The sequence below is a fragment of the Prosthecomicrobium sp. N25 genome (genome assembly GCF_037203705.1).
Taxonomy (GTDB): Bacteria; Pseudomonadota; Alphaproteobacteria; order Rhizobiales; family Ancalomicrobiaceae; genus Prosthecodimorpha.
Map to the genome: position 1 here is coordinate 1,551,484 of NZ_JBBCAT010000001.1, position 22,974 is coordinate 1,574,457.

17 protein-coding genes are annotated in these 22,974 nt (G+C 69.9%); 8 read left to right on the top strand and 9 right to left on the bottom strand.

Translation table 11 applies throughout. From position 1 onward, the window contains the following. Positions 1-150: 150 nt before the first annotated feature. Positions 151-708 (top strand): EF-hand domain-containing protein, encoded by a 558-nt coding sequence (locus WBG79_RS07050; RefSeq protein ID WP_337356400.1) that lies wholly within the window; start codon positions 151-153, stop codon positions 706-708. 352 nt (positions 709-1,060) lie between these two features. Next, on the top strand, positions 1,061-1,507 hold the full coding sequence (locus tag WBG79_RS07055; protein WP_337356401.1) for an EF-hand domain-containing protein: 447 nt from the start codon (positions 1,061-1,063) through the stop codon (positions 1,505-1,507). 95 nt (positions 1,508-1,602) lie between these two features. Here the strand turns inward: WBG79_RS07055 and WBG79_RS07060 are convergent, their stop codons facing one another. The 9 genes from WBG79_RS07060 to WBG79_RS07100 form a co-directional block, all read right to left on the bottom strand. Beyond that, on the bottom strand, positions 1,603-2,415 hold the full coding sequence (locus tag WBG79_RS07060; RefSeq protein WP_337356402.1) for a GGDEF domain-containing protein: 813 nt from the start codon (positions 2,413-2,415) through the stop codon (positions 1,603-1,605). A 99-nt stretch (positions 2,416-2,514) separates the two neighbouring features. Beyond that, positions 2,515-4,800 (bottom strand): sensor histidine kinase, encoded by a 2,286-nt coding sequence (locus tag WBG79_RS07065; RefSeq protein WP_337356403.1) that lies wholly within the window; start codon positions 4,798-4,800, stop codon positions 2,515-2,517. A 204-nt stretch (positions 4,801-5,004) separates the two neighbouring features. Then, complete coding sequence (pepN, locus tag WBG79_RS07070) at positions 5,005-7,659, bottom strand: aminopeptidase N (protein WP_337356404.1); 2,655 nt, start codon at positions 7,657-7,659, stop codon at positions 5,005-5,007. Between the two features lie 169 nt (positions 7,660-7,828). Beyond that, positions 7,829-8,533: an ABC transporter ATP-binding protein gene (locus WBG79_RS07075; protein ID WP_337356405.1), complete on the bottom strand. Its 705-nt coding sequence runs from the start codon at positions 8,531-8,533 to the stop codon at positions 7,829-7,831. Then, positions 8,530-9,282, bottom strand: coding sequence for an ABC transporter ATP-binding protein (locus tag WBG79_RS07080; protein ID WP_337356406.1), 753 nt, complete (start codon positions 9,280-9,282; stop codon positions 8,530-8,532). The genes WBG79_RS07075 and WBG79_RS07080 overlap by 4 nt, the downstream gene beginning before the upstream one ends. Continuing rightward, a complete protein-coding gene (locus tag WBG79_RS07085) occupies positions 9,275-10,258 on the bottom strand; it encodes a branched-chain amino acid ABC transporter permease (RefSeq protein ID WP_337356407.1) in 984 nt (327 codons plus the stop codon). Before WBG79_RS07085 ends, WBG79_RS07080 begins: the two co-directional genes overlap by 8 nt. After that, positions 10,258-11,181, bottom strand: coding sequence for a branched-chain amino acid ABC transporter permease (locus WBG79_RS07090; protein ID WP_337356408.1), 924 nt, complete (start codon positions 11,179-11,181; stop codon positions 10,258-10,260). Before WBG79_RS07090 ends, WBG79_RS07085 begins: the two co-directional genes overlap by 1 nt. A gap of 129 nt (positions 11,182-11,310) precedes the next feature. Beyond that, positions 11,311-12,477, bottom strand: coding sequence for an ABC transporter substrate-binding protein (locus WBG79_RS07095; RefSeq protein ID WP_337356409.1), 1,167 nt, complete (start codon positions 12,475-12,477; stop codon positions 11,311-11,313). 268 nt (positions 12,478-12,745) lie between these two features. Beyond that, positions 12,746-13,330, bottom strand: coding sequence for a HupE/UreJ family protein (locus WBG79_RS07100; protein WP_337356410.1), 585 nt, complete (start codon positions 13,328-13,330; stop codon positions 12,746-12,748). A 225-nt stretch (positions 13,331-13,555) separates the two neighbouring features. On the opposite strand from WBG79_RS07100, the gene WBG79_RS07105 reads away from it, so the two are divergent. From WBG79_RS07105 to WBG79_RS07130, 6 genes are all read left to right on the top strand, one after another. Beyond that, positions 13,556-14,323, top strand: coding sequence for an SDR family NAD(P)-dependent oxidoreductase (locus WBG79_RS07105; protein WP_337356411.1), 768 nt, complete (start codon positions 13,556-13,558; stop codon positions 14,321-14,323). 328 nt (positions 14,324-14,651) lie between these two features. Then, positions 14,652-16,346, top strand: coding sequence for an NAD(P)H-dependent oxidoreductase subunit E (locus WBG79_RS07110; RefSeq protein WP_337356412.1), 1,695 nt, complete (start codon positions 14,652-14,654; stop codon positions 16,344-16,346). Then, positions 16,343-19,117 carry a formate dehydrogenase subunit alpha gene (gene fdhF / locus WBG79_RS07115; RefSeq protein WP_337356413.1) on the top strand — a complete coding sequence of 925 codons (2,775 nt, stop codon included), beginning with the start codon at positions 16,343-16,345 and terminating at the stop codon, positions 19,115-19,117. The genes WBG79_RS07110 and fdhF overlap by 4 nt, the downstream gene beginning before the upstream one ends. Before the next feature lie 165 nt (positions 19,118-19,282). Continuing rightward, a complete protein-coding gene (locus WBG79_RS07120) occupies positions 19,283-20,974 on the top strand; it encodes an asparaginase domain-containing protein (protein ID WP_337356414.1) in 1,692 nt (563 codons plus the stop codon). A 207-nt stretch (positions 20,975-21,181) separates the two neighbouring features. Continuing rightward, complete coding sequence (locus WBG79_RS07125) at positions 21,182-21,781, top strand: TetR/AcrR family transcriptional regulator (protein WP_337356415.1); 600 nt, start codon at positions 21,182-21,184, stop codon at positions 21,779-21,781. Between the two features lie 68 nt (positions 21,782-21,849). Then, entirely contained in the window at positions 21,850-22,965 is a 1,116-nt protein-coding gene (locus WBG79_RS07130; protein ID WP_337356416.1) for an efflux RND transporter periplasmic adaptor subunit, read from the top strand. The last annotated feature ends 9 nt before the right edge of the window (positions 22,966-22,974 follow it).

Here is a 22,974-nt window from a genome sequence, read left to right on the forward strand (position 1 = left end):
GCGTCCCCGCATTACCGAAGTTTAATGCTGCCGAATGCCGGCCGTAAGGTCCGGACGCCTAAGCTCCATCTCGACGGTCGGGCCTCGGCGCGGCCCGCGGACCAGGAGGGCACCCGGGGGGCGCCCGAGGCCGCCGAGATGGAGATTGCGATGAAGACCTGGACGATGGTGGTTCTGGGCGCGGGCGCCCTGGCGGTCGTGGCCGGCGGCGTCGCTGTCGCCGAGGGGCGGCACATGATGGGGCACGGCTGGGGCCCGGAGGGCGGCGGCCCGGGATACGGGCACGGCGAGATGATGGGCCGGATGTTCAACCGGCTCGACGCCAACAAGGACGGCACGGTCACCACCGAGGAGGCCCTGGCCATGCCCGACGCCCGCTTCGCGGACATCGACAAGAACAAGGACGGCTTCGTCGACAGGAGCGAGATCGATGCCATGATCAAGCAGCGTCGTGAGGCGATGATCGACCGCTGGATCAAGCGCTTCGACGTCGACGGCGACGGCAAGATCTCCAAGGAGGAGGCCGAGAAGCCGTTCCGCAAGCGCTTCGCCCTGTTCGACCGCAACGACGACGGCAAGGTTACCGAGGAGGAGGCCCGCGACGCCATGCCCATGTGGGGCTTCGGCGAGGGCCGCGGTCGCGAAGGCTGGCATGGCCGCATGGGCCACGGCGGCATGGGCCCCTGGCATGGCCCCGACCGCATGTGAGTTCGGTTCGTCCGCCGCGCCCCCGCGGCGGACCGATCCCGGGACTGGCTCGTCCCCGACTGGGGCTGCCCGCGAGGGCGGCCCCATTTTTCGGTCTCCGCACGCCGCTCCGGCCCCGGTTCACCATGGCCGCGGAACGCCTTCGAGACGCTGGCGTTTTTCTGCAGTCTGGCGATAATTGCGCCGAACTTCCGTCACGAACAGCGCCTAGATCAAGTCTCGGCCGGACGGATACGGCGCCAGGCGGCGCGAGGACCTTCGGCCGGTCGCCGCACTCCCGCGGCTGCCGTTCCGCCGGCCCCGAACCGATCCACCCCGGCATCCGGGAACGCGGAACAGAGGAAGCGAAACGATGAATAGGCTTTCGAAAGTCCTGGTCTCCTCGGCCGCGATCGCGGCGCTCGGCATCGGCGCGGCCTTTGCGGCCACCAGCCACAAGACTCCGGAAGAGAAGGCGGACCGCATCATGAAGCGGCTCGACGCCAACAAGGACGGCGCGGTCAGCCGCGACGAGATCGCCGCCAAGGCGATGGAACGCTTCGCCAAGGGCGACCTGAACAAGGACGGCCGAATCACCAAGGACGAGATCGACGCGACGATGCCGAAGGCGAAGCCGGAGAAGCGGGCGAAGCTGTTCCGCCGCTACGACGCCAACGGCGACGGCGCGATCACGCAGGCCGAGGTCGAAGCCAAGATCCAGAAGCGCATGGCCAAGATGGACTCCGACAAGGACGGCAAGATAACCCGCGCCGAGTACATCGCCTTCCGGGCCGCCAAGGCGGCCAAGAAGCACGGCTGAGCCCGGGCCGAACCCGGCCCGCCACGGACTCCGGCGCCGCCCTTCGGGGCGGCGCTTTTGTATTTCTTGCCAGTGGCAACGCCCGGATCCCTCCGTCACGCCGCCGCGCTGGTCCGCAGATCCGCTCCGGCCGGCTCCTCGTCGAGCCAGATCAGATCGTCGCTCCGGTCCGGCGCGTGGCGGCCGGCGACTTCGATCCGGTTCCTCCCGGACGTCTTGGCCTGGTAGAGCGCCATGTCCGCGACCCCGTAGAGCTGTTCGGCCTCGAAGTCCTGCCGAAAGGCGAGACCGACCGAGATCGTGACCGGGATTGCTCCAGTCGTGGTGGCGATCGGCGTCGCGGCGATCGCGGCGCGGGCCGCCTCCAACTGCCGTGCGATGTCGTCCGCCGTGCCGGGACCGCCAAGGAAGGCGAACTCCTCGCCGCCGATGCGCGCCAGCATCCCGAACGGCTCCAGCGTCGCGCCGAGACGTGCAGCCACCGCCTCCAGCACCTGGTCGCCGGCCGGGTGGCCGTGCCGGTCGTTGATCCGCTTGAACAGGTCGATGTCCAGGATGGCGAAGGCCGAGGCGGCATCGCCATGGCTCGCGACGCGCTCCATGAAGGCGCGGCGGTTTGCCAATCCCGTGAGGGTATCGACTCTGCTGAGACGTTCTACCTGCTGATTGGCCCGGTGGAGCTGAGCGAACATGGTTACAAAGATGTAAACCACCGGTCCGATCACGGCCAGCGTGATGGCTAATGTGAACGCCAGTGATCGGAAGAACACGGGCCAGCCGGCAAAGAACAGTGCTTGCAGGAGGATATCGGCTGCGATCGTCGAAAACAAGATGACCGCATTGATCTTCAGGACCCCCCGCAGAAGGTCCCGACGGCAGTCCACGCTGAACGTAAGGAGACGCCGCATGCCCCAAGTCCCGGGTTTCAGGCGCATGACCCTACGTCAACTCGATTAAGACATCCTTCCCATCGTGAGAAGCAGGCGGAGTGTCGTCCGGGTTCCTGTTCAGGCCGCGTGGCGGCCGATGCGGGCGACGGGCGCCTTCGGCAGGCGGATCGAGACCACGGTCCCGACCCCGACCGTCGAGGCGATCTTCATGGAGCCGCCGTGCAGCTCGACCAGCGAGCGTGCGATGGCGAGGCCGAGCCCCGAGCCCTTGTGGGTCTTGGTGAACTGGTTGGCGACCTGCACGAAGGGACGGCCGAGCGTCCGGATGTGCTCGCGCGGGATGCCGATGCCGGAATCCAGGATCGACACCGTGATGGCGTCCCCGACCGAGCGCGCCCGGATCGTGACCTTGCCGCCCGGGCCGGTGAACTTCATGGCGTTCGAGAGCAGGTTCAGGAGGATCTGCTTCACGGCCCGGCGGTCCGCGGTGAACACCAGACCCGCCTCCAGTTCCGTCTCCACCCGGATCCGCTTCTCGTCCGCCTGCGGCGTGAGCACCCGCGTCGCCTCCGACACGATCTCGTCCATGGCGAACTCCTCGGGGTCGAGCGCCAGCGCGCCGGCCTCGATGCGCGACATGTCGAGGATGTCGTTGATGACGCGGAGCAGGAAGGTGCCGCTCGCATGGATGTCGCGGGCGTATTCGGCGAATTTGTCCGGCCCGAAGGCTCCGTACATGCCGCTGCGCATGATGTCCGAGAAGCCGATGATGGCGTTGAGCGGCGTGCGGAGCTCGTGGCTCATGTTAGCGAGGAAGTCCGACTTGATGCGGTTCGCCTCCTCGGCCTTCTGCTTCTCGCCCGCATATTTCTCGGCCATCTCGACGAGTTCCTGCGTCTGACGCTCGAGCGCCTGGCGCGACTGGCGCAGGTCCATGACCGTGCCCATCAGGCGCTTCTCGCTCTCCGTCAGTCGCTCCTCGTGCCGTTTCAGCTGTGTGATGTCGGTGCCGACCGACACGAAGCCGCCGTCCTTGGTCCGGCGCTCGTTGATCTGCAGCCAGCGGCCGTCCTGGATCTGCGCCTCGTAGGTGCGCGCACCCGCCTCCGGCTTTCCCTCGTGCGGGATCGGGGTGTGCACGATCGGCTGCCGCGCGGCCCGCATGACCTCCGCGTAGGGCGTCCCCGCCGTCACCGCCTCGTCGTCGAGGTTGTGGAGCTGCTGGTACTTGCTGTTGCACATGACCAGCCGGTTGTCGGCGTCCCACAGCACGAAGGCCTCCGAGATCGTCTCGATGGCGTCGCGCAGCCGCAGGTCCGCCGTCGCGGTGCGCTCCGCGATCACGCGCTGCTCGGTGATGTCGGTCGCGATGCCGATGAGGTGCCGCGCCCCGCTCTCGTGCCGCTCGGCCACTTCGGCACGGATCCGGAACCACAGCCAGTCCCCGTCCGACCGGCGCATCCGGAAGGCCTTGTCGACTGTCACGGTGCGACCCGACAGGCAGCGCGCGACCATGGCCGAGAGGTCGATGTCGTCGGGGTGGACCAGGTCGCGGAGGCGCGCCGCGGTGATCAGCCCGTCTCCTGGCTCGAGTCCGAGCATCTCGTACATGGACGAGGCCCAGAAGATCCGGCCGCCGGCGAGGTCCCAGTCCCACAGCCCGCAGCGCCCGCGCCGGAACGCCGTCTCGGCCCGCGCGGTGGTGTCCCGGTGCAGGTCGTCGGCGGCGGCGGCGCGCTCGATCTGGGCGAAGTAGGCGTAGGTCAGCACGAGCAGGATGAGCGCCATGAAGGTGAACATCACCACGTTGGCGCCGAGGCTCGTCCGCCAGTCTGCGAAGATGGCGTCGAAGGTCTGCACAACCGCGACGGAACCAGCCCGGTTGTCCAGGTGCATGACGGCCGCGAAGGCGGTGTCGCCGGTCGTGAGGGCGACCTCCATGACCCCGGCCCGCGCGCCGAGCGTCGTCAGCGGCTGGCTGACACCCAGCAGGTCCGTGAGCGGCCGGTTCTCCCAGGTGGGCGTTTCCGGCAAGGTCTCGACCACACGGCCCCGTGCGTCCGAGACCAGGATCAGGCGCCGCCCGCCCCCGATGGAGGGCAGGATCGTGTCGGCGAGGATCTGCAGCTCCCGCCGGGCGGCCTCGGCATGGGCCTGGGGACGCGACAGGACCGAGGCGACGCTCGCCGCCGTCATGACGATCTCGTCACGGGCATGGGACCGCCGCATATGGTATTCTTCGAGCAGTCCCGCCGCCCGGAACACCGCCACGGACGAGATGAACGCGATGATCAGGATCGGGATCGAGCGTTTCAGGATGGGCTCTGCCTTGACGAGCTGGCAATAGGCAGGTTCCGCCAGAAGGCGGATGTGCCCGCGCAGCCGGGTATCACCACGGAACATGCCCTCAAGCCTCGCGCGAATCCGCGACAAAGCCTGGGCAGCGTCCGCCCATGCCATCGAAGGACCCTTCATTTTCTAGATTGTTGGGTGGTCCGGGCTACCGACAACGTCCCGAATCACCGCGATTTGAATCCAGGCCCGGACTCTTGTCCAGGGTGCCGAACCCCCATCAGGAACAGGGCGTTGGGGCGTGACTCGAAAGCCTCACTGAAGACAGCGGCCGACGATGTCCGAGACGTCGCGGGAGAGCCCGGGCTTGGCGGCGATGCGCTTCAACTCGACCTCCGCATGGGCCCGGCGCCGGCTTTCCAGCGCCCGCCAGGAGCGGAAGGCGGAGAGGAGGCGCGCCGCCACCTGCGGGTTCTTGTCGTCCAGGTCGAGGACCACGTCGGCCACGAACGAGAAGCCGGCCCCGTCCGCTCGGGCGAACTGCGTCTGGTTTCCGGTCGCGAAGGTGGTGACCAGGGACCGCAGACGGTTGGGGTTGGAGAACGAGAAGGCGGGGTGGCGCGTCAGGCCCTTGACCCGGTCGAGCGTGGAGGGGAGCGGCGCCATGGCCTGCACGGCGAACCACTTGTCGATCACCAGCGGGTCGCCCTCGAAGCGGGCATAGAAGTCGGCGAGCGCCGCCTCGGCCTCCGGCGCGCCGAGCGACACCAGGGTCGCGAGCGCGGCGAAGCGGTCGGTCATGTTGTCGGCCGCCCGGTAGTGCGCCGCCACGCGGCCGGTCGCATCCGGGTCGGGCGCGTGCGCCAGGTAGTCGAGCGCCGCATTGCGTAGGGTCCGCCGGCCCGCGGAGGCCGCATCGGGGCTGTAGGGGCCCGTGCTCGCGAGGTCGCGGTAGAGCGCCCCGAAGGCGTCAGCCGCCCCGGCGGCGACCGCCCGCTTCAGCCGATCGCGCGCCGCGAACACCATGTCGGGGTCGACGTCGGACCCGATCTCCCGCGCGATGTCGGCCTCTCCGGGCAATCCGAGTACGAGGGCCCGGAACGCATGGTCGAGCCGGTCGTCTGCGGCCACGGTCCGATACGCCTCGACGAAGCGCGGGTCGATCTCCATCGCGCGGCCGGCCCTGAGCGCGGCCGTGCCATCGACGAGGAGGCGGGTGGCCAGCGTCTGGGCGGATTGCCAGCGGTTGAAGCTGTCCGGGTCGTGGGCGAGCAGGAACAGGTGGTCGGCCGTGTCCAGGTTCGCGGTCAGGCGCACGGGCGCCGAGAATCCCCGCAGCAGCGAGGCGACCGGGCGGGCGCCGACGCCCGTGATCGTGACCTCGTGCCGTGCCGCGGTCGCCACCATGACGTCGCCGGCCGCCTCGATTCCCTCGATCCCCTCGTAGGCCATGTCCTCGCCGTTCGGGCCGACGAGGCCGAAGCGGATCGGGATCACCATGGGCTGCTTGGCCGGCTGGCCCGGCGTCGGCGGACAGGACTGCTCGATCACGAGCGTCACCGTCTTGGCGGCTTCGTCCCAACGGGAGGTGACGGAGAGCTCCGGCGTCCCGGACTGGCTGTACCAGAGCATGAAGTCGTCGAGATCGTGCCCGTTCGCCTCCGCGAAGCAGGCCACGAAGTCCTCGATCGTCGCCGCGTCGCCGTCGTGGCGCGCGAAGTAGAGGTCCATGCCCGCCCGGAACCCCTCCGGCCCGAGCAGGGTCTTCAGCATGCGGACGACCTCGGCGCCCTTCTCGTAGACGGTCGCCGTGTAGAAGTTGTTGATCTCCTGATAGACCTCGGGCCGCACCGGATGCGCCAGCGGGCCGGCATCCTCCGGGAACTGGTGGCTCTTCAGCAGCTTGACGTCCGAGATCCGCTTGACCGCCCGGGAGCGCTGGTCGGAGGAGAATTCCTGGTCGCGGAAGACCGTCAGGCCCTCCTTCAGGCAGAGCTGGAACCAGTTCCGGCAGGTGATCCGGTTGCCGGTCCAGTTGTGGAAATACTCGTGGGCGATGATGCCCTCGATATTGGCGAAGTCGGTGTCGGTGGCGGTGTCGGGCCTGGCGAGCACGTACTTGTCGTTGAAGATGTTGAGGCCCTTGTTCTCCATCGCCCCCATGTTGAAGTCGCTGACCGCGACGATCATGAAGACGTCGAGGTCGTACTCGAGCCCGAACGCCTCCTCGTCCCAGCGCATGGAGCGCTTCAGCGAATCCATCGCGTAGGCGGCGCGCTCCGCCTTGCCGTGCTCGACATAGATCTCGAGCTTCACCGCCCGGCCCGAGCGGGTCGTGAAGCTGTCCCGCAGCACGTCGAAGTCGCCGCCGACCAGCGCGAAGAGGTAGCTCGGCTTGGGGAAGGGGTCGTGCCAGACCGCGAAATGCCGGTCCGTGCCCGGCACTTCGCCGGCCTCGACCAGGTTGCCGTTGGAGAGCAGGTACGGCGCCTCCGCCCGCCGCGCCTCGATCCGCGTGCGGTAGACGGCGAGAACGTCCGGACGGTCGAGGAAATAGGTGATCCGCCGGAAGCCCTCCGCCTCGCACTGGGTGCAGTAGTTGCCGCCCGAGCGGTAGAGACCCATGAGCTTGGTGTTCGACTCGGGCGCGATGCGGGTGACGACGCGGAGCGTGAAGGGTCCGGCCGGCGGCTCCAGGATCGTCAGTTGCGCCGGGCTCGCCTCGAAGGCGTCCGGCTTCAGCCGCGCCCCGTCGATCTCGACCGCCAGGAGTTCCAGGTCGTCGCCGTCGAGCATGAGGGCCGTTCCCGCCGGCGTGCCCTCCCGGCGCTCCAGGCGCAGGTCGGCCGTGACCTCGGTTGCGGTGGGATTCAGCACGAAATCGAGGTCGACGGTGCGGATCGCATAGGGGGTCGGCTGGTAGTCGGCGAGGCGGATCGGCTCGGCAGGCCGTACGAGGGGCGTGTTCATGGTCGATCCGTCTCCGTTCCCGATGGACCTCTCCGAACCGCCGAAGCAGCCGGAAGGTCTCGCCGCCCCCGTTCTAGGGATGCCGGCCCGCTTCGCCAAGCGCCTACCTTACCGGTCCGCGGCGATGCGGAACTGATCTCGGTCATGCCGCGCGAACATTCGAGAGTGTTCAGAAGGCGAGATGCGTCTCCATTGGGCCGCCGGGTGCCAGGAGCTCGGCGCTCGACCCGGACCAGACCACCGTCCCCTTCTCCAGGATCGCGTGCCGGTCGGCGAATCGGGCGAGCGCCTCGACATTCTTGTCGATGACCAGGATCGCCAGGCCCTCCCGCTTCAGGGCTTCGAGCGCCGCCCAGATCTCCGCCCGCACCACCGGCGCCAGTCCCTCCGTCGCCTCGTCCAGCACCAGGAGCGAAGGATTGGTCATCAACGCCCGCCCGATCGCCAGCATCTGCTGCTCGCCGCCGGAGAGCTGCGTCCCCAGGTTGGCCCGCCGTTCCCTGAGCCGCGGGAAGAGTGCATAGACCCGGTCCAGCGTCCAGCCGCCCGCGCCGCGGACCGCCGCGGTGGCCACCAGGTTCTCCTCGACCCCGAGCCGCGGGAAGATCTGCCGGCCCTCCGGCACCAGGCCCAGCCCGGCTTGCGCGATCCGGTAGGGCGGCGCGCCCGCCAGGTCCCGCCCGGCGACGCGCACGCGTCCCGCGCTTGGCCTCAGGAGCCCGAAGACGGCTCGGACCGTGGTGGTCTTCCCCATCCCGTTGCGGCCCATGAGGGTGACGACCTCGCCGGCCCGGATCGACAGCGTGACGCCGAACAGCACCTGGGCCTCGCCGTAGCCGGCATGCAGGTCCTCGATCTCCAGGAACGCCGTCATGCCGCGTCCTCGCCCAGGTAGGCACGCCGCACGGCCGGGTCGCGGCGGATCGCCTCCGGCTCACCGCTCGCCGCGACGGCCCCCTCCACCAGCACCGTAACCCGGTCGGCGAGCGCGAAGACGGTCGTCATGTCGTGTTCGATCAGGAGCATGGGCAGGCTGCCCTTGAGCCCGGCGAGCAGCGCCGTCAGCCGCTCCGTCTCCTGCTTGCCCGTGCCCGCCATCGGCTCGTCGAGGAGCACGAGCCTGGGCTTCTGGACGAGCGCCATCGCGAGTTCGAGCGCGCGCTTCTCGCCATGGGACAGCCGCGCGGAGGGGATGTCGGCGCGCCGCGCGAGGCCGACGTCGGCGATCGCCCGCTCGGCCCGCTCCGCGACGGCGCGGTCCGCATCCGCCGGCCGGAAGAAGCGGAAGGAGCTGCCCGCGGTCGCCTGCGCGGCGAGCGCCACGTTCTCGCGTGCGGTGAAGCCCGCCACCACGCTGGTGATCTGGAAGATGCGCGCGAGCCCGAGCCGCGCCCGCGCCGCCACCCCGAGGTCGGTGATGTCGCGCCCCGCGAAGTGGACGCGCCCCCGGCTCGGCTTGAGGACGCCGGCGATCTGGTTGACGAGCGTCGTCTTGCCGGCGCCGTTCGGCCCGATGATCGCATGGATCTCGCCCGGCATGACCTCGAGCGAGACGTTCCGCGTCACCGCCAGCGCGCCGAAGCTCTTCGACAGGTTGTCGAGCTGCAGGACCGGGTCAGCCATGCCGGCCTCCGAGCAGCCGGCGCAGCCCTCCGCCGCGCAGGAGCACGATCAGGATCAGCATCGGCCCGAAGATCGCCTTCCAGTGCTCCGTCCAGTGCGACAGGATCTCCTCGATGACGATCACGGCCGCCGCCCCCACGATGGCCCCGTGGAGCTGCCCGAGCCCGCCGAGCACCACCATGACGATGAGCTCGCCCGACCGCTGCCAGGACATGAGGGCCGGCGAGACGAACTCGGTCTGGTTCGCCAGCAGCGCGCCGGCGATCGCCGCAGCCCCGCCCGAGAGCGCATAGGCGGCGAGCCGGTACGGGTAGGCGTCATAGCCGAGCGCCGCGAGCCGCCCCTCGTTCTCCTTCAGCCCGCGGAACACCCGGCCGAATCGCGAGGCGACGGCGCGCTGGCCGAGGAAGAGGAAGACGCCGAGGGTCAGGATCGCCGCATAGGCCATGCCCATGTCCCCCTTCAGCCAGGCCTGGCCCGCGACGGTCGTCCGCGACCACAGCGTCATGCCGTCGTCGCCGCCGTAGGCGGAGAGGCTCGTGAAGGTGAAGAAGCCCATCTGGGCGAAGGCCAGGGTGATCATGATGAAGTAGACGCCCCGCGTGCGGAGCGCGATCGCCCCCGTCAGCGCCGAGAAGAGCGCCCCGGCCGCGAAGGCGAGCGGCAGGACCGCGAACGCGTCGGTGAGGCCGAGGTCCGCCCCGATCAGCACCGCATAGGCGCCGATGCCGAAGGGCGCCGCCTGCCCGAAGCTGACGAGCCCGCCCTGGCCGAGAACGAAGGAGAGCGACAGCGCGGCCAGGCCGAAGATGGCGACCCGCGTCGCCATGGTGGTCCAGAACGGCTGCCCGGCCGCCTGCGCCAGGAGCGGCACGGCCGCGAGGGCGGCGACGAGCACCAGCCCCATGGCGGGCGAGCGGAGGAGGAGGCCCAGCCGGTTCGGCCCGGCATTGTCGTTGGCGGCCAGCATCGCCATCAGCGCCGCTCCGCCGGGAAGAGGCCCTGCGGGCGCACCGTGAGGACGAGCGCCATCAGGACGTAGATGAGCATGGAGGCGAGCGCCGGGCCGGCCTTGGCGGCGGCCGAGTTGGAGACGGCGAGCTTCAGGATGTCGGTCATGAAGGCCCGGCCGAGCGTGTCGACGAGGCCGACCATCAGGGCCGCGATGAAGGCCCCGCGGATCGATCCGATGCCGCCGATGACGATCACCACGAAGGCGAGGATCAGGACCGTGTCGCCCATGTTGGGCTCCACCGACAGGATCGGCGCCGCCATCGCCCCCGCGAAGCCGGCCAGCATCGCCCCGAAGGCGAAGACGATCATGAAGAGCCGGTCGATGTCGACGCCGAGCGCGGAGACCATGGGGGCATGGGTCGAGCCTGCCCGGACCAGCATGCCGATCCTGGTCCGCGCCACCAGCACCCAGAGCAGGACCGCGACCGCGATCCCGGAGACGATGATGGCGATCCGCCACACCGGATAGAGCAGTCCCGGCATGATCGCCACCGAGCCCGACAGGATCTCGGGCGTCCGCATCCCGATCGGCGAGGCCCCGAACACCATCTTGACGGCCTCGGTGGTGAACAGGATCAGCCCGAAGGTCGCCAGCACCTGCTCCAGGTGGTCCCGCCCGGTCAGGTGCCGGAAGACCAGGATCTCCAGCACGAAGCCGATGACGAGCGTGCCGAGGAGCCCGAGGGCCAGCCCCAGCCCGAAATGGCCCGTGAAGGCGACGGCGGTGGCGGCGAGATAGGCCCCGAGCATGTACTGCACGCCATGCGCCAGGTTGATGAAGTCCATGACGCCGAACACCAGCGTCAGCCCGGCCGCCACCAGGAAGAGGATCACGCCGAGCTGCAGCCCGTTGAGAACCTGGATGGTGAGGAGGGCGGTGTTCATGCGGGGGCTGAGACCTCACGCTGTCGCGCGGCGCCGCGCGCCCTCTGCGGGCGCGGCGGGACGGGGAGGGGGATCGGGTTATGGGATGTTGTGCGGCGCTCGCCCGGACGGGCGGGCGCCGCCGGCACGTCACTTCAGCGGGCACTCGCCCGCATAGGCGTCCTTGAAGTCGTCGAAGACCTTGGTGACGATCTCGGTCTGGAACTTGCCGTCCGCGCGCTTGACCGCCTTGACGACATAGACGTCCTGCGACGGGAAGCCGTTGGCGTTGAACTTGAAGTCGCCGCGGATCGACTTGAACGGGGCGGACGCGAGGGCCTTCCGGAAGGCGGCCTTGTCGGAGACCTTGCCGCCGGTCGCCTTCAGGGCCCCGTCGATCAGCTTCGCGGCCTCGTAGCCCTGCGAGGCGTAGATGGACGGCACCACGCCGTATTCCTTCTCGTAGGCCGCCACGAAGGCCTTGTTCTCCGGCGTGTCGAGGGTCGGCGCCCATTGCGCGCCCGACAGGAGCCCGATGGCGGCGTCCTGGACGGCCGGCAGGGTAGTCTCGTCGATCGTGAAGGCCGACAGGAACGGGATCTGCCCCGCGAGCCCGGCCTGGGCATACTGCTTCACCAGGTTCACGCCCATGCCGCCCGGCATGAAGGTGAAGACCGCGTCCGGCTTGGCGGAGGCGATCTTGGCGAGCTCCGCCGCGAAGTCGAGCTGGCCGAGCTGGGTGAAGATCTCCTCTACCACCTCGCCCTTGAAGTGGCGCTTGAAGCCGGCCATCGAGTCCTTGCCGGCCTGGTAGTTCGGGGTCATCAGGATGACGCGCTTGTAGCCCTTGTCCTGGGCGTACTTGCCCATGACCTCGTGGTTCTGGTCGTTCTGGTAGGACGCCGAGAAGAAGAACGGCGAGCACGCCTTGCCGGCGAGCGGGGAGGGGCCCGCGTTGCCGGAGATCAGGAAGGTCTCGGCGTCGAAGACGGGCTTGGCCACCGCCATCATGACGTTCGAGAAGACCACGCCGGCAACGATGTCGACCTTGTCGCGCTCGATCAGCGCCTTGACCTTGGTGACGGCCACGTCCGGCTTCAGCTCGTCGTCGACGACCACCACCTCGGTCGGCTGCCCGCCGAGCTTGCCGCCGAGCTCCTTCACGGCGAGCTGGAAGCCGTCGCGCATGTGGACGCCGAGCGCCGCGGACGGCCCGCTCAGCGTGGAGACGAGGCCGATCTTGACCGGGTCCGCGAGAGCGGGAGCCGCCACCATGAGGGCGCCGAGCGCGACCGCGCCAGCCAGTTTCTTCTGCATACCGAACTCCTCCCGAACCGAATGACCGCCGCCTGACCCTGCGGCGACGCCGGAGCTTAGCCGAAATCCGCGGCCGCGCACGGGCTGCCGGGGCGGCCATACGGGAGAATACCTGCCGGACTAGAAAGTTCAAGCTTAAAACATCTGCCCGAAGCTGGCGAAAATGTCGCGAAAGAGCCCGCGACCCGGCGGCGCCCGAAAAGGTCGGGGCCCCGGCGATCGACACCCTGTGGGCGGCCCGGTCCGGCGTTCGGACCGCGGCCTACCGTCAGAGCGCCCCGGCCGCCAGGCCGGCGCCGAGCGCCGCGATGGCGTATCCCGCAGTCGCCGGCAGCGAGCGCGACAGGCGCCCGAGGCCGAGTCCGCCGGCGTAGCCGAGCCCATGGAGGGCGGCGGTGGCGAGCGCGAAACCGGCGAAGTAGCCGAGGAGGCTGCCCTCGGCGGGGGCTTCCGCGCCGTGCGCGGCGCCGTGGAGAACGGCGAAGACGGCGACGAGAGCGAGCGCGGCGCCGGCCGGCACCAGACGGCCCGCGCCGGCCGCGATCCCGAGAACGACAACGGAGGCGAGCACGCCGGTCTCGACCAGCGGCATCCCGGGCAGCATCGCCTCAAGCGCCCCGCCCGCGAGCATGATCGTAACGAAAGCTGCCGGCAGCGCGACCGCCGCGAGCCCGCCGAGCCGCTGGCCGAGCAGGCCGACCGCCACCATCGCCAGCACGTGGTCGAGGCCGAGGACCGGATGGGAAAGCCCGGCCACGAGACCGCCGGCGCCCTCGTGACCGGGATGCGCTCCGGCGGACCCGGCGACGACGACAAGGATGGCGGCGAGGGGAAGGGCACGGAAACGCTTCATGTCTGGACCTCGTTGTCTGATCCCGCAGGCGCCGGACCGACGGGCCGACCGGCGTCCCCCGGGAATCCTAACGGCAGGCCGGACCCGGGTCATGCCCGTTCGGGCGGCGCAGGCCGCCGAAAAAACAGGCAACCACGACCCCGCCCGATCGGCTGAATTGACAAGCGTTCGGCGCCGGCCTTTCTCCACAGCAGGAAGCGCTGTCGAAAACCGGGAGTCATGGCCATGCGCATGTCGGACTTGAAGGCGGCCGTCGTGACCGGAGGGGCCTCCGGTCTCGGCGAGGCGACGGCCCGCATGCTGGCGGCCGAAGGCGTCAAGGTCGCGCTCTTCGACCTCGACCGCGAGCGGGGCGGCGCCATCGCGGCAGATATCGGCGGCCTCTATGTGCCGGTCGACGTGACCAGCGAGGAGAGTGTCGCCGCCGGCTTCGCCGCCGCCCGCGCGGCGCACGGGGTCGAGCGCATCCTGGTCTGCTGCGCCGGCATCGCGCCCGCCGCCAAGGTGACCTCAAAGGGCGCCCCGCACCCGATGGCGCTCTACGAGAAGGTCATCGCCGTCAACCTGATCGGCACCTTCCGGGCGATCGCCCACGCGGCGACCGGCATGGCGGCCCTCGATCCGGTCGGCGAGGACCACGAACGCGGCGTCGTCGTCTCGACGGCCTCGGTCGCCGCCTATGACGGCCAGGTCGGCCAGGCCGCCTATGCGGCCTCCAAGGCCGGCGTCGCCGGCATGACCCTGCCGATCGCCCGCGACCTCGCCTCCCTGGGCATCCGCGCCGTCGCCATCGCGCCCGGCCTGTTCGAGACGCCGATGCTCAAGGGCCTGCCCCAGGAGGTGCAGGACAGCCTCGGCCGGCAGGCGCCGTTCCCGTCCCGCCTCGGCCGCCCGGCCGAATATGCCCGGCTGGTCCGGGCGATCGTCGAGACCCCCATGCTGAACGGCGAGGTCATCCGCCTCGACGGCGCGATCCGCATGGCCCCGCGCTGACGCCCTTACCGCTTCCGGGAGCGATCTGCCGACGCCTGGGCACACGCCCCGCACGATACGGGCAGGTTATGCGTGGCACCGCACGAGGTGCCATGAGCCATGACCATGCATCATGGCTGGAATAATCATAAATCCAGGCGCGCCCCCCGGCGCGAGCCGCTATTCTCCCCCTGACGGCGACCCGGGCCGGGAGCCGGCGACCTTGTGCTTGCCTCAATCTGAGGCAATTATACCAGATACCAGGCAAGCTCGCCCGGGTGGCCCGGAGCGCCCTGCCGTGGCGGCGGAAACCCGACGCGGCCGGACGCCATCTTCCTAGGGGGAAGCAGTGGATATTCAGCGGAAGACCAGCGGCCGTCCCGGCAAGGGCCGCGACCTCGCCAAGCCCAAGGGCCGGCCGATCGACGAGGCGGCGTTGGCCGAGGTCAGGGCGCTGCTCGGCGACCGCTCCCGCCGCCGCGACCTGTTGATCGAGCATCTCCACCTGATCCAGGACGCCTACGGCTGCCTGCAGGCCCGTCATCTCGCCGCCCTCGCGCTCGAGATGCGCCTGGCCCAGGCCGAGGTGTTCGAGGTCGCGAGCTTCTACCACCATTTCGACGTCGTCCGCGAAGGCGAGCCGCTGCCCGCGAAGCTCACGATCCGCGTCTGCGATTCGCTCTCCTGCGCGCTCGCCGGTGCCGAGCAGCTGACCGAGGCGCTGAAGAAGGGCATGGACCCGGCTGAGGTGCGCGTCGTCCACGCCCCCTGCATCGGCCGCTGCGCCGAGGCCCCCGCCGTCATCGTCGGGCGCAACGCCTTCGGCAATGCCACGCCCGAGACCGTGGCCGCCGCGGTCGCCGCTCACCGGACGAAGCCCGACGTTCCCCACTACCGCTCCTTCCACGACTACCGCGCCGACGGCGGCTACCGCCTGCTCGAGGCGTGCCTGAAGGGCGAGAAGACCCCCGAGGACCTGATCGCGATCCTGTCCGATGCGGGCCTGCGCGGCCTCGGCGGCGCCGGCTTCCCGGCCGGCCGCAAGTGGCAGTTCGTGCGGGGCTACCAGGGCCCGCGCCTGATGACCGTCAACGGCGACGAGGGCGAGCCCGGCACCTTCAAGGACCGGCACTACCTCGAGTCCGACCCGCACCGCATGCTCGAGGGCGCGTTGATCGCCGCCTGGGCGGTCGGCGCCGACAAGATCTACGTCTACATGCGCGACGAGTACCCCTCCGTGCTCGAAATCCTCGTCAAGGAAATCGAGGCCATCGAGCTCTCCGGCCTCGCCGCCCACGCCCCGATCGAGCTCCGCCGCGGCGCCGGCGCCTACATCTGCGGCGAAGAATCCGCGATGATCGAGAGCATCGAGGGCAAGCGCGGCCTGCCGCGCCATCGTCCGCCCTACATCGCCGAAGTCGGCCTCTTTGGCCGCCCGACGCTGAACCACAATGTCGAGACCCTCTACTGGATCCGCGACATCGTCGAGAAGGGCGCCGCTTGGTTCTCGGGCCAGGGTAAGGAGGGCCACAAGGGCTTCCGCTCCTATTCGGTCTCCGGCCGCGTAAAGATCCCGGGCGTCAAGGTCGCCCCCGCCGGCATCTCCGTGAAGGAGCTGATCGACGTCCATTGCGGAGGCATGCAGGACGGCCACACGTTCCACGGCTTCCTGCCCGGCGGCGCCTCGGGCGGCATCTTCCCGGCCTCGATGGGCGACCTGCCGCTCGACTTCGGCACCTTCGAGAAGTTCGGCGGCTTCGTGGGCTCCCACGCGGTCGTGATCCTCTCCGACAAGGACGACGTCAAGGCCGCCGCGCTCAACCTCGTGTCCTTCTTCAAGGATGAGAGCTGCGGCCAGTGCACGCCCTGCCGGGTCGGCACGGAGAAGATGGTCGATCTCCTGAAGGCGCCAGGCCCCGTCGATCCGGACATGATCAAGGACCTCATGCAGGTGATGCGCGACGCCTCGATCTGCGGTCTCGGACAGGCCGCGTCGAACCCGGTCAATCACTGGCTGACGTATTTCGCGGAGGAAACGCGATGACCGACACGATCAAGTTCATCCTCGACGGCCGCGAGGTCGAGGCTCAGCCGGGCGAGTCGATCTGGGAGGTCGCCAACCGCCTCGGGACCGAGATCCCGCACCTCTGCTGGCTGCCGGAGCCCGGCTACCGCGCCGACGGCAATTGCCGCGCCTGCATGGTCGAGATCGAGGGCGAGCGCGTCCTCGCCGCCTCCTGCGTGCGCAAGCCGACCAACGGCATGGTGGTGAAATCCGCTTCCGAGCGGGCCAAGAAGTCGCGCGAGATGGTCTTCGAGCTGCTGCTCGCCGACCAGCCCGCGCGCGAGGGCCACCGCGACCCTGACGCTTCGTTCTGGAAGTGGGTCGACGCGATGGGGGTCGAGGCCTCCCGCTACCCGGCGGGCCAGGCCCCCAGCCAGGACATCTCGCACCCCGCCATCGCGGTGAACCTCGACGCCTGCATCTCCTGCGGCCTCTGCGTGCGCGCCTGCCGCGAGGTCCAGGTCAACGACGTCATCGGCATGGCCTACCGCGGCCACGCGATGAAGCCGGTCTTCGACATCGACGACCCGATGGGGGATTCCACCTGCGTGGCCTGCGGAGAGTGCGTCCAGGCCTGCCCGACCGGCGCGCTCTACGAAAAGTCGCTGATGGACGCGGAATACAAGAGCCGCACCGTCTGGGCCGACAAGGCCGTGGACAGCGTCTGCCCCTACTGCGGCGTCGGCTGCCAGACCAAGGTCTACGTCAAGGACGACCGGATCGTTCAGGTCGACGGACGCGACGGTCCGGCCAACGAGAACCGGCTCTGCGTCAAGGGCCGCTTCGGCTTCGACTACGTCCGCCATCCGCAGCGGCTGACGAAGCCCCTCATCCGCAAGGAGGGGGTCGGAAAGTCCCTGACCGACGTGCCCGATCCTTCGAACCCCTGGACGCATTTCCGAGAGGCGACCTGGGAGGAGGCGCTCGCGAAGGCCGCCTCCGGCATCGCCCGCATCCGCGACCAGCATGGCCCCCACGCGCTCGCGGGCTTCGGCTCGGCCAAGGGCACCAACGAGGAGGCCTACCTTTTCCAGAAGCTGGTGCGCGTCGGCTTCGGCTCCAACAATGTCGACCACTGCACGCGCCTCTGCCACGCCTCGTCGGTGGCGGCCCTCATGGAAGGGGTCGGCTCTGGTGCGGTCTCGGCGCCCTTCACGGCCGCCAACGACGCCGACTGCATCATCGTCATCGGGGCGCGGCCCGAGCAGAACCACCCGGTCGCCAACACCTACTTCAAGCAGGCCGCCAAGGCCGGCAAGAAGATCGTGGTGATGGACCCCCGTGCCCAGGGTCTCTCGCGCTTCGCCTGGCGCTCGCTCCAGTTCAAGCCGGGCGCGGACGTCGCCATGCTGAACGCGATGCTGAACGTCATCGTGACCGAGAAGCTCTATGACGAGCAGTACATCCAGGCGAACGTCGACGGCTTCGCGGCCCTCAAGGCCAAGGTCGCCCAGTTCACCCCTGAGGCCATGGAGCCGGTCTGCGGCATCAAGGCCGAGGTCCTGCGCGAGGTCGCCCGCACCTACGCCACCTCCGAACGATCGATCATCTTCTGGGGCATGGGCGTCTCCCAGCACACCCACGGCACCGACAACGCCCGCTGCCTGATCGCTCTGGCGCTGATCACCGGCCAGGTCGGCCGGCCCGGCACGGGCCTCCACCCGCTGCGCGGCCAAAACAACGTGCAGGGCGCGTCGGACGCCGGCCTGATTCCGATGGTCTTCCCGGACTACCAGTCCGTGGAGGACCCGGACGTGCGCGGCCGGTTCGAGGATCTCTGGGGACGCACCCTGGATCCGAAGCGCGGCCTGACCGTCGTGGAGATCATCGACGAGGCCTACGAGGGCAAGATCAAGGGTATGTACGTGCAGGGCGAGAACCCCGCCATGTCCGACCCGGACCAGAACCACGCCCGCGCGGCCCTGGTCAATCTCGAACACCTCGTCGTGCAGGACATCTTCCTGACCGAGACGGCGCTCTATGCCGACGTGGTCCTGCCGGCCTCCGCGCATGCCGAGAAGCTCGGCACCTACACCAACACGAACCGCCAGGTGCAGATGGGCCGCCCGGCCCTGAAGCTCCCCGGCGAGGCGCGCCAGGACTGGGAGATCATCTACGACATCGGCCGCCGGATCGGCGTCGGCTGGGAGTACGAGACCGTTGCCGACATCTATACCGAGATGGCCTCGACCATGCCGTCCCTGGCGAACATCACCTGGGACCGTGTGATGCGCGAGGAGAGCGTCACCTACCCGGCGGACGCTCCCGACCGGCCCGGCCACGAGATCATCTTCGCCCAGGGCTTCCCGACCAAGGACGGCCGGGCGCGGATCGTGCCGGCGGAAGTCCTGCCGCCCGACGAGATGCCGGACGTCGAGTTCCCGCTGGTCCTCTCCACGGGCCGCATGCTGGAGCACTGGCACACCGGCTCGATGACCCGGCGCGCCGGCGTTCTCGACGCCATCGAGCCGGAGCCGGTCGCCCTCATGAACCCGCGCGAAATCCTGCGCCGGGAGATGAAGGCGGGCGAGCTGGTCAAGGTCGCGACGCGCCGCGGCGAGATCGAAGTGACCCTTCGCGCCGATCGGGACTGCCCGGAGGGCTACATCTTCGTGCCCTTCTGCTTCAACGAGGCCGCCGCCAACTTCCTGACCAACCCGCAGCTCGATCCCTTCGGCAAGATCCCGGAGTTCAAGTACTGCGCGGCGCGGGTCGAGAAGACCGACGTCCTGCGCGAGGCCGCGGAATAGCTCTCCGGCGATCGGAGTTGCGAGCGGCGCCGCCCGGCAAGGGCGGCGCCGCTTTTCTTTCGCGGGAAACGTTACGGTAGGGGCGGGTTCGCCGCCCGGGATACAATGGGGCGTCAGGCACGGGTTTTGCATCCAGAACTCGTTCCTTTCGACGCGAGCTGACCCATGCCCAAGCCCCGCATCGCCCACATGGCCGGCCCGACGGCCACGATCCAGAACACGCCGCCCCTCGTCACCTCCAACAAGGCCCGCGCCAAGGCGGGGCTGCCTCTCCGCGCAGCGGCGACTGGCGCGGAATTGCGCTTCGACGCCCTGCGGGCCCAGCGCCTGGCCGCCCCCGCCCGGATCCACGTCGAGCAGTTCTCCGCCCATCCCCTCGAGGCCGACGCGGCCGACCTCTACGGTCCGCCGGACGGCTACGTCGGTGCCGACGGGGTCTTCTCGAAGGAGCGCCGCGCATCCGGCGACAAGCCCGTCTACGAGGTCGAACTCCGCCCCGAGGACGGCCTCTACCCCTTGCCCTACATGGCGCTCCAGTCCGACGGGCGGCCCTGGGATGACGAGTGCGCCGACCCGGGCGCACCCGATGCCCGCGCCCGCCAGGGCTTCTTCCCGGACGGCTCGCGCAGCTTCGAGGAGATCGACCGCCTGTCCGTCGACGAGAGCGGCCTCGCCGGCGTCCTCTCGAGCGTCGCCGACATCGACTTCTTCCGCGTCCTGCCGCCCTCGGGATTCCGCAAGGGCCTCCCGCAAGCCGGCCGCGCCGATCTCGGCGAGGGCGACATCCCGCCGGAGCGCCGCGGATACGACTTCTTCCCCTACCGGCCCTACCAGCTCGCCAGCGCGCCGCCGCGGCCGGCGCTCGCCAAGGTCACCAACGACGTCGCCGCGCTCGCCGCCGATCCGCGCTACGACGGCCTGATCTGGACCCAGGGGAGCCCCCAGGTCGAGGAATGCGCCTACTGGTTCAACCTCCTGATCGACACCACGAAGCCGATCGCCTGCAACTCCGCCCAGCGCCCGCAGGGCCAGATCTCCAACGACGGCCCGCACAACATCCGCGACAGCGTCCGCTACATCGCGTCGCGCGTCTGGGACGACGGCGAGGGCCGCAACCGCATGGGCACCCTCGTCATCCAGGAGCAGCAGTTCTTCGCGGCCCGCGAAGTCGCCAAGGCCGACGCGCGGCCCGGCGGCTACGTGGCGACCGGCGGCCACGGCGGCATCCTCGGCCAGATCAGCCATCTCGGCCGGATCGCCGTCACCTACCTTCCGGCCTACAGGCACACCTGGCGCTCCGACGTGCGCCTGACCGTGCTGCCCGACAGCGTCGAAGCCGTGCGCGCCGGGCCGGGCGGGATCGAGCGCTTCCCCGTCAGGGTGAAGGAGGCCGGCAGGCTCCTGCCCGACGCCATCCCGTCGGTCTCCATCATCAAGGACGGCAGCTTCGCGGCCGCCGACTTCGGCGACGACCCGGAGATCGAGACCGACCTCAAGGCCCTCATCGCCGACCGCCTCGCCCTCGGCCGCCTCGCCGGCTTCGTCGTCGAGGGGCTCGTGCCCTACGGCAAGTTCACCTCCGCGGCCCGCACCGCGCTCGGATTTCGGGCCGTCTTCTCCGGCTTGCCGCTGGTGATGGTCGGACGCGGCTATCCCGAGGGCTTCGCCGATCCGCACCCCCTGACAATCGCGGGCGCCAACCTCACCGCCACCAAGGCCCGCCTCCTGCTCATGGCCTGCCTGATGAAGTTCGGCAGCCTGCCGCCGGCCCGCGACCCCGCCGCCCCGACCCCCGAGGAGGTCACGGCCACCCGCGAGGCCGTCGCCCGCTACCAGGCGGTCTTCGACACCCACTGAGCCCCGCGCCCGCCGCCGCTCGGCGGGTCGCCGGCCCGCCCGGTGGAACCCGCTTCCCGGTCGCGCGGGTTTCCGTCACGCTGTCCCGGATCGCCACCGCCGCCCCGAGTCGCCCCCACGGATTGACGGGCGGACGAGGCGGGTCTATATGAGTGACGAATTTCAAAATTCGTCAGCGCTCATCGGCTGGCGGAAACGGACCGGACCATGACCGCGCATCCCGCCGAGGACATCCGCCAGGACACCAGGACCCGCATCCTGGACGAGGCCGAGCGGCTGTTCCGGCACTACGGCTACGCCAAGACGACCGTCGCCGACATCGCCCGCGAACTCGGCATGTCGCCCGCCAACGTCTACCGCTTCTTCCCCTCCAAGGCGGCCATCAACGAGGCGATCGCCGAGCGGATGCTGGCCGAGCGGGTGACCGAATCCCGCCGGATCGCGCGCGGCCCGGGGACCCCGACCGAGCGCATGCGCGAGCTGCTCCTCGCCAATCACAGGATGACTCTCGACGCCTTTATCGCCGAGAAGAAGGTGCACGAGATGGTCTCCGTGGCGATCCACGAGCAGTGGGAGGTGGTCCAGCGCTTCATCCACGCCACCACCGAGATCTTCGCCGAGGTGATCCGGCAGGGGATGGAGGCCGGCGAGTTCGCCGAAGGCGACGCGCACCGGATCGCCCGCTGCGCCCACCAGTGCTACGTCACCTACATCCACCCCGAACTCGTCGTGCAGTGCCTGACCGACCCCGAGCGGGCGCAGCCCGAGGTGCTGGCCGACTTCATCCTTCGCGCCCTGCGCGCCTGAACCCGAGCGAACGCGGCGCTCCCGGCGGCCGCGTTCTTTTTTGCCTGTGGACTGAGGAAAATCGGAAAATGTCAGCGATCATTCATTCCCCAAAGCTCGTCACGGTACCGGTCCTCGTCGCGCTCGGCCTCTCCCTCGCGGGCTGCAAGGAGGAGGTCTCGGTCGCCCCCGAGCCGCCCCGCCCGGTGAAGACCCTGACGGTCGCCGCCGCCGCCGCCGAGCGGACGCTGACCTATTCCGGCGCCGTCGAGGCCCGCGTCTCCGCCGCGCTCGGCTTCCGCGTCCCCGGCAAGATCGTGGAGCGCAGCGTCGACGTCGGCGACCGGGTGACCGCCGGCCAGGTGGTCGCCAGGATCGATCCCGCCGACCTGGGTCTCGCCCTGCAGGCCGCCGAGGCGAATGTCGAGGGCGCCAAGGCGCGCGTCGAGGTCGCCCAGGACGCCCTGGCCCGGACCCGGACGCTCTTCGACAAGGGCCACGTCGCCAAGGCCGCGCTCGACAAGGCCGCACTCGAGGCCGACCAGGCCGCGGCGGCGCTGGACGCCGCGCGCTCCGCCCGTGACCAGGCCCGCAACCAGAGTCTCTATGCCGAACTGAAGGCCGACGGCCCCGGGATCGTCACCGAGGTGCGCGCCGAGGCCGGCCAGGTGGTCCTCGCCGGGACACCCGTGGTCGTCGTCGCGCGCGACGGCGAGAAGGAGGTGCGGGTCGCCGTGCCCGAGCAGGAGATCCGCCATCTCGCCCCCGGCCAGTCTGTCGCGGTCGGCTACTGGGCCGACCCTGCGCTCCGTCAGGAGGGCCGCGTCCGCGAGGTCGCCGGCAGCGCCGATCCCGCCTCGCGCACCTTCTCGGTGCGGGTGACCCTGCCGGACGACCCGGGCATCCGCCTCGGCCAGACCGCCACGGTGTCCGTCGCGGTCCCGACCGCCGCCGCGGGCGTGGCCGTTCCCCTCTCGGCCCTCGCCGAGGCGAACGGCCGGCCGGTCGTCTGGGTCGTCGACCCGGCGACCGCCACGGTCCGCTCCCGCGTCGTGGAGGTCGGTCCGGTGACGCCGGACGGCACCCGCGTGACCGCAGGGCTCGTGCCCGGCGACAAGGTCGTGACCGCCGGCACCCAGTTCATGGTCGAAGGCCGCAAGGTCCGCCTCGACGGGCCGCTCGCCACCGCCGCGCTCGCCCCCTGAACCGGGGAC